Raw genomic sequence first — 14272 nt, 5'->3', positions numbered from 1 at the left:
CTTAGTCAATTGTACTAAGGAAACACTGATTAATTCGTCTGCACGCTGACCTGTGCTTTTTGTGACTAACTGCGTCAATGTTCCTCAACGCAGCGACAGCTGCGCCTTCGGGCCATTTCCTTGTCAGTCGCAAAAATCCCTCGGTCATCGTACAAACTTATTTAATCAGTGTCTCCCTAAATCTTAAGGAGGTAACCTGCCATGAAAAAGACAATCAGTATTGCGCTCCTTGCCGCTGCCGTTCTTCTCTCTGCTTCGGCTTATGCTGCGGAGAATGTGCCGGTACCCGGATTACAGATGCCGCAGCAACTGATTCCCTACGGCGCCGTCAGTAAGGACGGCTATTTTAAAGGCATCCGTCTGGCCGGTAAGGTGAAAGTGGTTGAGAATTTTGCAAATATTAAAGTGCAGGTTGTCAACAGCTTTCCGGATTTAAAAGTTAAAACCGTGGAGAATTTCCCGAACAAGATCGGCGAATGGAAATTTGTGGAGAATTTCCCTGATTTCACGATTCAGTATGTTACCAGTTTCCCGGATATTAAAATCCAGTTTGTGAACAATTTCCCGGGTGTGCCGTGATAAAGCGTTTCGTGCACAGTGACGGGAAGAAAATTTTGTGCCGGTTCGGGCTATGATCCTGAATGCCCGCACAATTGTTACGGTGAATGATATAATGTCAAAGCTTTCTTCATTTCGATTCTTATTGTTGACATCAGTCTTTGTGATTTCCCACAGTATCCAGGTACTGGCAGCTCCTTCCATTCTGGCGGAGTCTGCCATACTGATGAACGCCCGGACCGGTGGTGTGATTTTTGAAAAAAATGCAGATGTGCGGCGTGCGCCGGCAAGCCTGACCAAGATGATGACCTGTATCCTGTGCCTGGAATCCAAAGGACTGAATGCGGAGTTTAAGGTGACACAGGCTGCGGCCGCAACGGAAGATTCCTACCTGAAGATGAAAGGTGGGGAGCGATTACTGTCCGGCGAACTGATGCGGGAAATGATGATGGAGTCAGATAACGGGGCCGCGGTTGTGGTGGCACAGAATGTGTCCGGCAGCATCCTGAAATTTGCAGACCGGATGAACGAAAAAGCCAAAGAACTGGGCTGCCGACGGACGCATTTCAGCAATCCCCACGGACTGACAGCTAAATGGCATTATTCTACGGCAAGGGATATGGCAAAGATTGCGGCCTATTGCATGAAAAATCCAGATTTCAGGAACCTGGTGAATCATCAGAAGTCTGTGATACACTGGAAGTCACCTTCCAGCAGAACCTATAAGTCTGAGACCACCAATGAGCTGCTGGCCAAATATAACGGCGCCAACGGGATCAAAACCGGCTGGACCAATGCGGCCAAAGGCTGTGTGGCCGCTTCTGCTAAACGCGGCAAGGTGGAACTGATTGCCGTTGTCATGAAATCCAAAGACCATGATACCCGTTTTGCAGATGCCAAAAAGCTGTTGGACTACGGTTTTTCCGTAGGCGGGGAAGGGACCATCGTGGAAGACAAGCCGGTGACATCGGATTCGAAACGGATGCCGAATGTGAAGAAGCCGGGAACAGCGGCGAAGAGTCAGGCTCCTGTCGGAAACAAGCCTGCGGGCGCATCAGCGCCTGAAACAAAGAAACCGGTTTCTGCATCTTCAACTCCGGAAACACAACAACCTAAGTCAAACCAGCCGGCGGCGACTTCAACACCTGCTGAAAAAACAAATGCTGAAACAACATCCGGAATCGCGATTACAAATACCGGGACGGTTAATACCGGAACAACGTCCGCAACACCTGTTGTATCCAATAAACCGGTTCCCAGGAATTCCGGTGTACGGATGCCCGTTTTGCGGAAACCGGGAGCATAATGCATGTTGGAATGTTACAATCAATATAACCTTTATAAACGGCTGCACTTCAGCATCAGCAGTACAGCCGTTTTTATGTGAATAGTAATCATATCTCTGAACAGAGGTTAATGCAATGGATAATCAACAGATTGCCCGGACCATTCTTACTGCGGTAGGTCCGGAAAACATAACCGAGGCCTATAACTGCATGACCCGGCTGCGGTTACGTGTGAAAGCGGTGACCGTGACTAAAGAAGAACTGAAAAAGATTGCCGGTGTTAAAGGCGTGATTATGAACGAGGGAGAAATCCATATTGTTCTGGGCCCCGGCAAAGCGGAAAACGTAGCAAAGGAATGTAAAGCGTTGCTGGCAGCCTGGGGGAAGAACCAATCTGCGACAAATACGATTGCTGCGGGTTCAGCAAAATCCGGTGTCGGCAATGAACCGTCAGAATCTGTCTCTACAGAGAGGCCGTCGAATCTTACCTTGGAACAGCAAGCCAAACACAAAATCGGCGATGGCAAAGAACTGCATGCCGAAATTAAAAAACGAAACAGCGAGTCTGCGGTCAAACGGATGCTGCAACGTGTCGGCCACATCTTTATCCCGCTGATTCCGGCATTCATCGGCTGCGGGCTGCTGACGGGACTGATCAGCCTGTTGCTGAAAATCAGTCCTGAAATGGCCGGCAATTCCTATGTCCAGTATCTGAAGCTGGCAGGTGGATCCATCTTCACTGTGTTGAACGCCTTTATCGGTCTGTATGCCTGCAAAGAATTTGGCGGTACCCCGGCTCTGGGCGGAGCTATGGCTGCTTTGCTGGCAGCGCCGGGGCTGGCTGATATTACCTTTATGGGAAGTCCGCTGATTCCCGGACGGGGCGGCATCTTTGCTTCACTGTTGGCCGGTGCGGCTACGGCCCTCATTGAAACACGACTGCGCAAACGGATTCCGGAATCTGCCAGCCTGTTCCTGACACCGCTGGTTACGATTACGGTGGTTGCCCTGGCCGGTCTGTTCATTTTCCAGCCGTTGGGAGGCGTTCTTTCCGATGTTCTCGGTTATTATACGGTACATACGATTCAGACAGGCGGTGCGGTCACCGGGTTTGTCATCGGGGGAATCTTTCTTCCTATTGTGATGGTAGGCGTGCATCACGGGCTGACGCCGATCCATGCGGATATGCTGGCGTCCATGGGCATGACGATTCTGCTTCCCATTGCGGCCATGGCCGGCTGCGGACAGGTAGGGGCTTCCTTTGCCGTGTATCTGAAAAGTAAAAACAAATATCTGCGACGGACCGTTCTGAGTTCGCTTCCCGTTGGTATGCTGGGCATCGGCGAACCGCTGATTTACGGTGTTACCTTACCCCTTGGCAAGCCGTTCGTCTGTGCCTGTATCGGCGGCGCCTTCGGGGGCGCGTGGCAGGCATATCACGGAATCGGTTCCTATGCCCTGGGCATTTCCGGGATTCCGCTGGCGGCTGCTACCAACAACGTATGGTTGTATCTGATTGGTGTTTTTATCGCGTATCTGGCAGGTTTTGCTGCTACCTGGCTGGTGGGGTTTGACGATCCGCCGGAAGAGGAAGAGAACATGTAATATCAGGCTTTTGATGTGGGAATTGTGATTTACTATCTGTAATCAGTGGTTGATAAACTGCTGATTGCAGATTTTTTATTGCGAGGTAGAGTGCGGGGAGAGACAGTTAAAATGTATACATGTATACATTGCGGTAAAATATAGATTAATTTGTGAAAAAATGGTAAAATACCCCTAACTTATATAGAAACGAGGGGATTTTATGAACTTATCTGTCCAAATTTTGGTTGCGTTGATCCTGTCTGTATGCGCCGGTCTGGTAATCGGACCCGAAGGCCTTCCGTTCGTTAACAAATGGATTGCGCCTATCGGTACCATCTTCATTAACTTCATCAAGATGATGATCGTGCCGGTTGTTACCTGCTCTTTGATCGTAGGCGTTACCAGCCTGGGCGGCGACAGCAAAAAGCTGGGCCGTATCAGCGCCAAGACCATCTGTCTGTATCTGATCACCACTGCCATAGCCATTGTTCTCGGTTTTGCCGTGGCCGGCATCATCCAACCCGGTGTGGGCCTGGATATTGCCGGAAAGGTTGCGCCGAAGGTTAAAGAAGCACCGACCTTTATGCAGGTCCTGGTGGACATGGTGCCTACCAACCCGGTTGACGCTATGGCCAAAGGCCGGATTCTGCCAGTCATCATTTTTGCGCTGCTGGTAGGTATCGGCATCACCCAGTTAGATGAAAAGCGTTCCCGCTTCCTGATGGATTTATATGATGCGGGTGCGGAAGTATGTTACAAGATCATCGCCATGGTTATGAAGTTTGCTCCTCTTGGCGTGTTCTCGTTACTGCTGCCGGTTGTCTGCAAAAACGGTCCCAAAGTACTGCTGCCGCTGTTAAGCGTAATTCTGGCTGTTGCTATCGGCTGTGCCCTGCAGTGCATCCTGGTTTATTCCACGCTGGCTTCTACCATGGGCGGCGTAAATCCGGTGAAGTTCTTCCGCGGCATGTCCGAAGCCATGATGCTGGCTTTCACCACCTGCTCCTCTGCAGCAGCACTGCCTGTTAACATGAAGAACTGCCAGGAGAAACTGGGGCTGTCCCGTGAAGTCACTTCGTTCGTACTGCCGCTGGGCTGCACCATCAACATGGACGGCACGGCGCTGTACATGGGCGTTTGCTCTCTGTTCGTGGCTAACGCTTTCGGCGTGAACCTGACTTCTTCCGATATGATCATGATCGTCTTCACCGGTACCCTGGCATCCATCGGTACCGCCGGTGTTCCCGGCGCGGGCCTCATCATGCTGGCCATGGTGCTGCAGGCGGTTCAGCTGCCTATGGAAGGCTTGGCACTGGTGGCCGGTATCGACCGTGTACTGGATATGTTCCGTACCTGCGTTAACATCACCGGTGACGGCGCGGTTTGCTGCGTAGTAGATAAGACAGAACGGAAACACGCGGCCTAATTGCGGTCAATCGTTGTGAATCATAATTTTAAATAATGGAATAGGGCGGCGTCTAAAAACGCCGCCCTAAAATTTTACTGTTTTATATATTTGCATTTTACGTGGGATGTGGTACAATACAAAAATGAGCAGTAATGAAGACGATAGGTTAAAGACTTTTAAATTTGTTTGTGCAACAATGGAAGCAAACGTGGGGTTACCTTAACCTGTTGTTTTATAATGCTAAGAGAGAAGCAAAGGGAGAGAAGTATTCATGCGTATCATTTATAAGACAAATACAACATACAGTGCGGCGGAATTCGGCAAGATGAACCTGGAGATTCAGAAGCACGACAGTAAGTTCAGAAAAGCACAGTATATTATTGCGGCTATTATTGCGGTAATCATTGCCATCTGTCTGTACAATGCGTGGTATATTGCTGCGGTAGCTATGGTAGCTGTAGGGGTAGCGGTATTTTTATATGTCATTCCGCATAACGTGCGGAAGCAGGCGGAAAAGGAATTTGCCAAGAGCCGTCTGGAAGGCACCCCCAGCAACATGACGTTCTATCTGGATCATTATGAAGAAGTGAACAAGATGGGCCGTGCTGCCTACAAGTATGTACAGCTGCGTCACATTTATGAAACGCCTACCAATTTTTACCTGATGCTGAACGATAAGCAGGGCGCTATTGTGGAAAAGGCCAACTGCAAACCGGAACTGATCAAGTTCATCGGTAAAATCAAGGCACAGTATAAACTGTAAGAGATTCTGGGAAAACCGGTAAGGGTTGCATTGCTGCAGGAAACTGCCGGAAACGAGTCAGGACGTTCGAGTGGTCCGTGACTTTTGTGATACATAGTGAAAAGAGCAACACCCTCTGTCGGCAGATGTGGCAGAGGGTGTTTTTATCAGAAACAGAGGGGACGGAAGATGAAAAAGCGGTTGACAGCCTTGGTGATGGCATTCCTGTTGGGGTTGCTGCTATTCCATTTCCGGATACCCATCCCGTTCATGCTGAGCGGAATCATTTCCGCCTCGGTGCTGAAATTCTTTGTCTGGACAGATATGCGCTGGCCTGTGCTGTGGCGCAATCTGGGACTGATGGCTGCCGGTTACGGCATCGGCCGGAGTTTTACCCATGATACGCTGGTGCAGATGTCCCAGCATATTGCGGGCGTTTTTGGGGCGTCCTTTGTAGCAATTGGCATATCGCTGCTGGTGGCCTGGTTCACCTATAAACATACCTTTGCCAATCTGCTGAGTTGCATTATGGGCATGCTGCCCGGCGGACTGAACCAAATGATGCTGATGGCGGATGAAGATCCGCGGGCGGATGCCAATGTGGTAGTCATGCAGCAAACCATCCGGCTCTTCGGCGTAGTCATTTCCGTTCCTTTTCTGGTAATCCATCTTCTGGGCGCTTCTGTCGTCCCTCAGGGACTGCTGGCGCCTGTGGGGGATAATACGGGGCTCACCTGGCTGCTTATGGTTCCCGTGGCCGGGATTGGTTCTGTGGTCGCCAAAAAGCTGAAGGTGCCCACGGCGGCTTTGATTGGCCCGATTTTCGCCACGGCGGCATTTTCCATTATCTGTGCGGTGAACCTGCAAAAGCCTCCGCCCATCCTTATGAATCTGGCCCAGTTGAATATCGGTCTTTATATGGGATGTATGCTGGACAAGGAACGGCTGCTACGGACACGGGTACTGCTGCCTTACGCCATTATCGGGACGCTGCTGATCATCGGCGGGAGCATCGTGGTGGCGGAGATACTGGTCCGTTATTACGGAATCCCCATTGTCACGGCGTTTCTGGCCATGGCTCCCGGCGGCATGACGGAGATGTGCCTGGCGGGCATGAGCATGGGGGCCGATGTGTCCATTATCCTGACGTACCAGATTGTGCGCCTCCTGATGATGAATCTGACGGTTCCGTTCATCCTCCGCAGGTATTTTGATGACAGTTATACGGGGTAGGGCATCCGTTGAAATATAGTAAATGAAGTAAATGTTGTCTTGCAACAAGCTTCTGTAGTTTTATATACGTCAGTGCCTGTGTGCAAAGATGAATCAAGCATAAAAATACGCAACGTTCTGTAGCTGTAAGAATCAGCAGTGAACGTTGCGTGTTTTTTATGATTTGTTTTCAACTAACATACCAGATTTTTTATGGGCGAAAAGGATAGAATATGATAACATCCTGACCCACCAATACGTGTAGTAAAGCCTGAACAATAAAATTTATTCTCTCCAGGCACAGTGCTTCAGCGCGCCGGACCACTGGTTCATACGGAAGGATCCCCGCAGGGCGGCGTAGATAAAGTTTTCCGCTGTTTCCAGGGCGTCCGTGACGGCCATGCCCTTTGCCAGGCAGGCGGTGACCGCAGCGGAGAAGGTGCAGCCCGCTCCATGGTTATAAGAATTGGGAATCTTCGGATGCCGTTTTTCCGTAAAGGTGTTGCCGTCGTAGACCAGTTCTACCGCATCGGTTCCGGGCAGGCGGTCGCCGGCTTTCAAAATTACGTTCTGGCAGCCTTTATCGTGGATTACAGCGGCAGCCTGTTTCATTTCCTCTACTGAGCTAATGGCAGCAGGCATATCTGCCAGGTAGGCGGCTTCCAGCAGGTTCGGCGTCATGACCAGCGCCCGCTTTACCAGCAATTCTTTAATGGCGGCCGCTGCTTCCGGAACCATGATGCTGTCGATGCCTTTGCAGACCATGACCGGGTCGATGACGACATTTTTCAATTCATATTTGTCAATGGTGGCAGCAATCAGTTCTACCAGATCGGCGCTGCCCAGCATGCCGGTCTTCATGGCGTCACAGCCGATGCCCTGGAGGATTGTGACAAGCTGTTTTTCGATAACAGCGGTTTCAATGGGATAAATCTCGTGGGCCCAGTCCGCATTGGGATTTTGGGCTACGATGCAGGTGAGGGCGGTCATTCCGTACACGCCCAGCTCCTGAAAGGTTTTCAGATCGGCCTCCATACCGGCGCCGCCGCTGGTGTCCGAACCGGCGATGGTCATTGCTTTATACATGGTTAAAATCTCCCCTCATTAAAAATATTATTTGAAATTATATTCTGTCACAATTTTTTCCCGGTTAAACAGCACATCCTGGGGATATTCATACAGGCAGATGGCCAGATAAGAACCTGCGATGTTGTACAGGTTATCGAAGCCGCAGTGCTGCAGGGCCATGATGGCATTGTAGCTGCGCTGGCTGGACCGGCAGTGGAGATAGACAGGCCTGTCTTTGGGTATTTCTTCCATACGCTGCCGCAGCTGGCTTAAGGGAATATTGATTGCGTTCAGCAGGTGACCGGCGTTGTATTCACCCGGTTCCCGCACATCGACGATGCAGGCATTGCTTTCCACCAATTCCCGCACCTTTGTCAGGGGAACCTGACGGTATACGCCGTGAAGCAGGTTCAGTCCTACCAGTGCGGCCATGTTCACTGCGTCTTTGGCAGTGCTGACCACCGGGGCGTAGCAGAGTTCCATATTCTTCAGGTCTTCCAGGGTGCCGTTCATGGAGATCAGGGCGGCGATCACATCGATGCGGCGGTCTGCTTCGCCCTTGCCGATAGCCTGGGCGCCCAGCAGTCGTCCCGTCGGTGTTTCAAAGACAAGTTTGACATGGATGGGGTGGGCGTTCGGCATGAGGCTCACCTTGTCGGAAGGGATCACATAGGCAATTTCAAAAGGTATTCCTGCTGCTTTTGCCGCTTTTTCGTTCAGGCCGGTGCTGGCAGCCAGCAAAGAAAAGATACGGATGACAGAAGAACCGATAAATCCTTTCTGCTGATTGCGGATGCCGTAAATATGATCTGCCGCGGCCCGTGCTTCCATCTGGGCGGGCCAGGCCAGGGCCAGCCGCATGGGTTTGCGGGTGAGGCGGTTGAACACTTCGATAGCGTCGCCTACAGCATAAATGGAAGGGTCGCTGGTCTGGAAGTTGGCGTTGACTTTGATACCGCCGGTTTTACCGATGGCCAGTCCTGCGTTTTTGGCAAGTGTGGTTTCCGGACGGATGCCAACGGCCATCACCACTGCGTCGGCCTTTACCTGTCTTCCGCTGGAGAGTTCGATGACATTACTGCCAATCTTTTTCACTCCGTCCTTTACTATTAACGTCATACCTTTATCCAGCATTTCTTTGTGCAGGATCTGGGCCATGTCGTAATCAAACGGCGTCATGACCTGGTCCATGGCCTCAATCAGGGTGACTTTGTAACCGGCATGCACCAGGTTTTCCGCAATCTCGCAGCCGATAAATCCGCCGCCTACGACGGCAATATCCTCCGCTTTGTGGTCGCGGATGTAGGCATCCAGCTTCGCAATGTCTACCACATTCCTCATGCCAAAGACATTATCATTGCGGATGCCTTCGATAGCCCCGGGCAGGATGGGTTCGCCGCCGGGAGAGAGGATCAGGGCATCGTATGTTTCTTTGTATTCTTTGCCGTCCGGGAGATTCTTTACCGTTACGGTCTTTTCTTCCCGGTTAATGGCGATGACTTCGTTTTCCGTACGCACTTCGATGTTATATTTCTTTTTGAACTGGGCAGGATCCATCATTACAAGGTCTGCGCTGTCCGCTACGGTGCGGCTTAAGAAATAGGGCAGGGCGCAGTTGGAAAAGGAAACATGGGGTCCCCGTTCAAATACAATGATTTCTGCATGTTCATCCAGACGGCGGGCCCGGGCGGCTGCTGAAGCGCCGCCGGCTACACCGCCGACAACCAAGATTCGCTTGCTCAAAACACTTCCTCCTTCGATCCGTTCTTTTAGGTTTCCCGGACAATTCGTGAACGGTTCGCAATCAACCTTTTTGCAAATACAAACTATGTTAGTAATACTTTTGTAATCCACACGTACGTCAGTGCTGCAGGCTGCCAATTGTCCGTTTGTTATAAATACCGGTACCAGTGAATACTGATACCGGTGACTGTGATTAAAACACGGTTACCTCAATAATATATTATTTCTTCAATGCAGCTTTCGTTGCTTCCTTTGCACAGAAACCGATGATCTTCTTGCAGTTACGGGCCCGCTCTTTCATGCCGTCTTTGGTGGATTCATCAAAGGGGAAGCAAAGGTCACGGCATTCGATGGTACCGTATTCCTTGATGACATCTTTCACATAAACGGCGTGGCGGGGATAGATGCCGGTCTCGTCGTGATGCAGTTCATCAACCCGTTCCTCGAAGGTCTCTTTGGCATAGGGGTTCTTGCGGCCGTGTTTGCTTCCGATTACAACCATGCCGGCGTTTACTGCGCCGCAGGTGTGTTTGGTAAAACCCATACCGCCGCCCATACCGGAAACCAGTGCAATGATTTCAGGCGGATGTTCACTGATACCCAGATCCAGGAAGCCCTGCAGCACGCATTCACCACAGTTCAGTCCGTGTTTGAAATGTTCCATGGCATTCTGGGAAGCTTTTTCCGCCAGCTGTTCAATCTCTTCTTCGGTGTAGATTTTCTTTTCTTCCATGATGATACTCCTCCTGTTGATAAACTTGAATGGGTTATCTGATTCATCCGCAATCGCGCACTGCTTACAACAGCAGTTTTTACGGAACCTGTTTCTCTAAATTCTATTATACCATGAATTCAGACCTGTTGAAAATAGCAAAGAAATTAACGGAAAAGTTGGAATAAAGCTGGAATAAATCAGAAACGTTTTCGAGCCAATAAACAAAGAAAACGGCACTGCAGTGTGGTTCGCGATGCAGACTGCAATGCCGTTAAGATCATTGGATAAAAAGGAAACAGAAAAGCGAGTGTTTACTTTACGTGAATTGATGTTTCATTTACTTGTTTCTATCTGTGTGGACGATGACCGCCGTGATGGGGTCCGCCATGATGGTGGGGCGGCGGCCCCGGTCGGTGGTGGTGATGACGGGGATGATCCCACCAGCCCCAACCCCAGCTCATACCGACATAAACGGGCACATAGGTCTGGCGGGCTTCATAAGCGGCGATATCCCGTTCGTCCATAACCGCAAAACGGAGCTTTTGTGTTTTTACAAAGCCGCCAATCTCCACTTCGGCCAGAATATCGGCGTACCCGCGGGCATTTCCGGTGATGCTTAACTGACCGTTTTCCTCCTGGATAGTGGCAACATTTTCCGTAAGGCTGGTCAATGTGAGGTCATAGGGAAGGTTGCCGGGTACCCGGATTAAAACCTTGCCTTTGCCTTTTAACGGAATGATGGCGCCAGCCCTGTAAATTTCAACTTTTTTCAGCAATTTTTCCGTAGTGCCTTCCAGCAGTTCGATATTACCGTTCTCCGGGAAACGGCGGAATACACAGCTTTTATCTTTCGCGATAAAATATTCTCCTACCAGCGTTTCCATATCGCGGGTGAAGGCTTTCACATGCTGGAAATAATCGCCGGTCAACGCTTTGTCCATACGGTAAAAATAGTGCTTTCCGGCGTCCAGACCGGTTTTGGCAGGAGCCAGTCCTTCCAGCAGTGAAACAGCTTTAGCCAGCTTTTCGCCGCTGGTGATGTAGTATTGGGATAAAGCTTTTTCCCGGGCCGCCAGTCGTGCCGCTTCAGACTGGGAAATCGGGATGACGGCGCCGTTTTTGAATTGCGTTTTGAACGTTTCTGTCTGATCGGTTGCCGCCGCACCGGCGATTCCGGGTAAAGCAAGGCCGGCGGTCAGGACGGAAACAGCCAGGATTCCCGTTACAGCTCTTTTCCATTTTTTCATAGGCGTTCCTCCAAAATTTTAAACTTACAGAAAAACATGTAATTGGTTTCTTTAAAGAATGAGTGATAACAGTAGTTTCTCTTTTGCAGTCAGTATACTGACTATTTTTGACAATTCTATGACGATTTACTAAAAACCGAAAATCGGTTAAAATATATAATAAGTTATTTAAGAATTATCGTTCGTTATCGTTAATGATGTGGGGGCTATTATGATTGGCAACAGAGTGATGGCCGTGGGCGATGTTCATGGTCAGTATGATAAATTAAAAAAGCTGATGCGGAAGATAAAGTTTGATCCGGCGCAGGATAAACTGATTTTTTTGGGAGACTTGATCGACCGGGGGCCGGAATCGTTGCAATGCTTTGATTATGTGATGCATTTGCAAAAACAGCATCCGGAGTCTGTTATTTATCTAATGGGGAATCACGAACGGGAAATGCTGGACTATTATGACGCTCTGGCAAAGACAAAGGATGAACTGGATGTGCGTCTTCTGAACCGGACCAGTCAATGGCTTGTGTATGGCGGAGATAAAACCCTGCCCCAATTGCAGAAACTGGGAGCCAAAGCCTTGCAGAACCGGCTGGATTACGCAAGAAATCTCCCTTTATATTACCGCATGGGGGATTTTTATTTCTGTCATGCAGGGGTAAAGCCGGGTGTTCCGTTGGATCAGCAGCAGGAAAAAGACCTGATTTGGATCAGAAGCGAGTTTTATGAAGGGTATCAGGGAAAAGAGACGGTTGTAGTCGGGCATACGCCCATCCAGAATCTGCAGCACATGTTTGAAGGAATAACCTGGGATATGTACCCGGTCATCCGGGACAATCATATTATTTTGTGCGATACGGGATCTTATATGGAAAACGGAAGGCTTTCCTGTATTGATGTAATCACCAAATACGTATGGCAGGCCTGATATAACCGGCTGTGTGTTATGCTGAATCACTGCGACGAAACGGTATAACACAGTGATACGGAATTAATGAATCGGATGATCTGTTCTTTTTCTAACAATGGTTTTTGCAGTACAAGAAAGAAAGAAGGAAAGGAAACACAATGAAACATTTAAAAAAGCTTACTTTGCTCCATTCCAACGATTTGCACGGCGATTTTCTGGTAGAAAAAGTAGATGATAAGCTGGTGGGCGGTGTTTCCATGCTGTCCGGTTACGTAAATAAGGTACGCCGGGAAGAAGAAAATGTGATCTACGCCATTGCCGGGGATATGTTTCAAGGATCTTTGATCGATTCGGAATTCAAAGGTGTGTCTACTATTGAAATCATGAATCTCCTGGCGCCGGATGTGGTTACCATCGGCAATCACGAAGTGGATTACGGGCTGGCCCATCTTCTGTTTCTGGAAAAGTGTGCCAACTTTCCCATCATCAACGCCAATTTGTACATGAAACACAATGGCAGGCGCCTGTTCCGTTCCCATCGGATTCTGGAGATTGACGGGATGAAGGTACTGTTTATCGGTATCCTGACAGAAGAAGTACTGCAGAAGACCAAGCTGGAAAAACTGATCGGCACGTTGGTGGATATCAGGGAAGCTGCGGAAGAAGTAGGGCGCATCTGTGATGCCTATCAGACAGAAGACATTGATTTCACCGTGTTGCTTACTCATGTCGGCATCGAGGCGGACCAGCAGCTGGCAGCGATCCTGGATCCCCGCTGGGGTGTGGACCTGATCATCGGGGGGCACAGTCATACGCTGCTGGAAAAACCCATTGAGGTAAACGGAATCCCCATTGTACAGGCAGCATCCGGTACCGATCAGATTGGCCGTTTCGATATCATGGTGGATACGGATCGGAACAGTATTGACAGTTACACCTGGCAGCTGATCCCCATCACACCGGATCGTTGCCCGGAAGATGAGACACTGAAAGAAATCATTGAAAAATATCACAACATTACGGAAACGAAATACAACCGGATTCTGACTCGTTTCCCGGAACGCTATACCCATCCTGCCCGTAACCGGGAAACCCAGGTGGGAAAAATATTTGCTGATGCCTTTAAAGATTCACTTGGACTGGATATCATGCTGCACGCTTCCGGAAGCCTCCGCAGCCATTCACTGGGTCCGATCATGACGCTGAAAGATTTACAGGAAATGGAACCTTTTGACGAAGAAGTGTACCGGTATGTAGTGACAGGGAGTCAGTTCCGCCATATGATGGAGTACATGCTGCGGGACGAAGCCTTTGACCCCAACGCTCATACGGAGTTTTACCAATTCTCCGAAGGGATGCGGATCGTGTACAATAAAAAGCAGAAAAAGGTTACCAGCTTTACCATGTATGGCCGGGAAGTCGGAGAGGACGAGAAGCTGCGGGTAGGTATGCATCAGTTCCATTTCAAAAACCTGAAGACCGGATTGGATATTTCCGAATCGGAGATTACCCGAAACGGCATGCCGAAGGTTATTGCGACACGCAGTCTGGGACTGCTGGAAGAGTATTTTTCTTCCCACCCGCATCTGACAGCACCGGAAGAACAGCGGCTGGTGATTGAAGAGTAAGTTGAGCGTATTTTCATTAACTCATTTTATCAGAACTTTCTTAAATAAAAAAACAGCAGCGGTAACGTATTTGCAAAACCGTCCGTGTTTGCAGTTTCATGGACTCATTCGCCTGTGGCTCGAAACTCGGGCTTTGCCCTCAGACAGCCTCGCCACGGTCGGCTCATTTCATCT

12 protein-coding genes are annotated in these 14272 nt (G+C 49.7%); 8 read left to right on the top strand and 4 right to left on the bottom strand.

Going from position 1 to position 14272, the window contains the following annotated elements:
- The first annotated feature begins 297 nt into the window (after nt 1-297).
- The 6 genes from QZV31_RS05075 (at nt 298) to QZV31_RS05050 (ending at nt 6814) form a co-directional block, all read left to right on the top strand.
- Entirely contained in the window at nt 298-579 is a 282-nt protein-coding gene (locus QZV31_RS05075) for a hypothetical protein (RefSeq protein WP_093730597.1), read from the top strand.
- Between the two features lie 94 nt (nt 580-673).
- Nucleotides 674-1864 (top strand): D-alanyl-D-alanine carboxypeptidase family protein, encoded by a 1191-nt coding sequence (locus QZV31_RS05070; protein ID WP_295358728.1) that lies wholly within the window; start codon nt 674-676, stop codon nt 1862-1864.
- Nucleotides 1865-1979: 115 nt separating this feature from the next.
- Entirely contained in the window at nt 1980-3449 is a 1470-nt protein-coding gene (locus QZV31_RS05065) for a PTS transporter subunit EIIC (protein WP_295358727.1), read from the top strand.
- A 202-nt stretch (nt 3450-3651) separates the two neighbouring features.
- Entirely contained in the window at nt 3652-4857 is a 1206-nt protein-coding gene (locus QZV31_RS05060; protein WP_295358726.1) for a dicarboxylate/amino acid:cation symporter, read from the top strand.
- 253 nt (nt 4858-5110) lie between these two features.
- Entirely contained in the window at nt 5111-5602 is a 492-nt protein-coding gene (locus QZV31_RS05055; protein WP_093730566.1) for a YcxB family protein, read from the top strand.
- A gap of 168 nt (nt 5603-5770) precedes the next feature.
- Nucleotides 5771-6814, top strand: a complete 1044-nt coding sequence (locus tag QZV31_RS05050) for an AbrB family transcriptional regulator (RefSeq protein ID WP_295358724.1) — start codon at nt 5771-5773, stop codon at nt 6812-6814.
- Nucleotides 6815-7078: 264 nt separating this feature from the next.
- Here the strand turns inward: QZV31_RS05050 and thiD are convergent, their stop codons facing one another.
- The 4 genes from thiD to QZV31_RS05030 all read right to left on the bottom strand — a co-directional run bounded on the left by thiD (nt 7079) and on the right by QZV31_RS05030 (nt 11566).
- Nucleotides 7079-7879: a bifunctional hydroxymethylpyrimidine kinase/phosphomethylpyrimidine kinase gene (gene thiD / locus QZV31_RS05045; protein ID WP_295358723.1), complete on the bottom strand. Its 801-nt coding sequence runs from the start codon at nt 7877-7879 to the stop codon at nt 7079-7081.
- A gap of 27 nt (nt 7880-7906) precedes the next feature.
- Nucleotides 7907-9604, bottom strand: coding sequence for an FAD-dependent oxidoreductase (locus QZV31_RS05040; RefSeq protein WP_295358721.1), 1698 nt, complete (start codon nt 9602-9604; stop codon nt 7907-7909).
- A gap of 220 nt (nt 9605-9824) precedes the next feature.
- Nucleotides 9825-10337 carry a C-GCAxxG-C-C family protein gene (locus tag QZV31_RS05035; protein ID WP_295358720.1) on the bottom strand — a complete coding sequence of 171 codons (513 nt, stop codon included), beginning with the start codon at nt 10335-10337 and terminating at the stop codon, nt 9825-9827.
- Nucleotides 10338-10666: 329 nt separating this feature from the next.
- Nucleotides 10667-11566: a hypothetical protein gene (locus QZV31_RS05030; RefSeq protein ID WP_295358717.1), complete on the bottom strand. Its 900-nt coding sequence runs from the start codon at nt 11564-11566 to the stop codon at nt 10667-10669.
- Between the two features lie 211 nt (nt 11567-11777).
- Between QZV31_RS05030 and QZV31_RS05025 the strand changes: the two genes are divergently transcribed.
- Together QZV31_RS05025 and QZV31_RS05020 are read left to right on the top strand one after the other, a co-directional pair.
- The gene (locus QZV31_RS05025; RefSeq protein WP_295358716.1) at nt 11778-12488 is read left to right on the top strand and encodes a metallophosphoesterase family protein; all 711 of its coding nucleotides are present in this window, start codon (nt 11778-11780) and stop codon (nt 12486-12488) included.
- A gap of 140 nt (nt 12489-12628) precedes the next feature.
- Nucleotides 12629-14098 (top strand): bifunctional UDP-sugar hydrolase/5'-nucleotidase, encoded by a 1470-nt coding sequence (locus QZV31_RS05020; protein ID WP_295358714.1) that lies wholly within the window; start codon nt 12629-12631, stop codon nt 14096-14098.
- The last annotated feature ends 174 nt before the right edge of the window (nt 14099-14272 follow it).

Origin of the sequence: uncultured Succiniclasticum sp. (assembly GCF_902793885.1) — a bacterium.
GTDB lineage: Bacteria > Bacillota > Negativicutes > Acidaminococcales > Acidaminococcaceae > Succiniclasticum.
The sequence above is the reverse complement of the archived record's forward strand: the minus strand, read 5'-3'. Positions and strand labels throughout refer to the sequence as shown.

What these genes read in the sequence shown, in the direction of transcription:
- QZV31_RS05075 (WP_093730597.1), top strand. Translation starts at nt 298, where the DNA reads ATGCCGCAGCAACTGATTCCCTACGGCGCCGTCAGTAAGGACGGCTAT.
- QZV31_RS05070 (WP_295358728.1), top strand. Translation starts at nt 674, where the DNA reads ATGTCAAAGCTTTCTTCATTTCGATTCTTATTGTTGACATCAGTCTTT.
- QZV31_RS05065 (WP_295358727.1), top strand. Translation starts at nt 1,980, where the DNA reads ATGGATAATCAACAGATTGCCCGGACCATTCTTACTGCGGTAGGTCCG.
- QZV31_RS05060 (WP_295358726.1), top strand. Translation starts at nt 3,652, where the DNA reads ATGAACTTATCTGTCCAAATTTTGGTTGCGTTGATCCTGTCTGTATGC.
- QZV31_RS05055 (WP_093730566.1), top strand. Translation starts at nt 5,111, where the DNA reads ATGCGTATCATTTATAAGACAAATACAACATACAGTGCGGCGGAATTC.
- QZV31_RS05050 (WP_295358724.1), top strand. Translation starts at nt 5,771, where the DNA reads ATGAAAAAGCGGTTGACAGCCTTGGTGATGGCATTCCTGTTGGGGTTG.
- thiD (WP_295358723.1), bottom strand. Translation starts at nt 7,879, where the DNA reads ATGTATAAAGCAATGACCATCGCCGGTTCGGACACCAGCGGCGGCGCC.
- QZV31_RS05035 (WP_295358720.1), bottom strand. Translation starts at nt 10,337, where the DNA reads ATGGAAGAAAAGAAAATCTACACCGAAGAAGAGATTGAACAGCTGGCG.
- QZV31_RS05030 (WP_295358717.1), bottom strand. Translation starts at nt 11,566, where the DNA reads ATGAAAAAATGGAAAAGAGCTGTAACGGGAATCCTGGCTGTTTCCGTC.
- QZV31_RS05025 (WP_295358716.1), top strand. Translation starts at nt 11,778, where the DNA reads ATGATTGGCAACAGAGTGATGGCCGTGGGCGATGTTCATGGTCAGTAT.
- QZV31_RS05020 (WP_295358714.1), top strand. Translation starts at nt 12,629, where the DNA reads ATGAAACATTTAAAAAAGCTTACTTTGCTCCATTCCAACGATTTGCAC.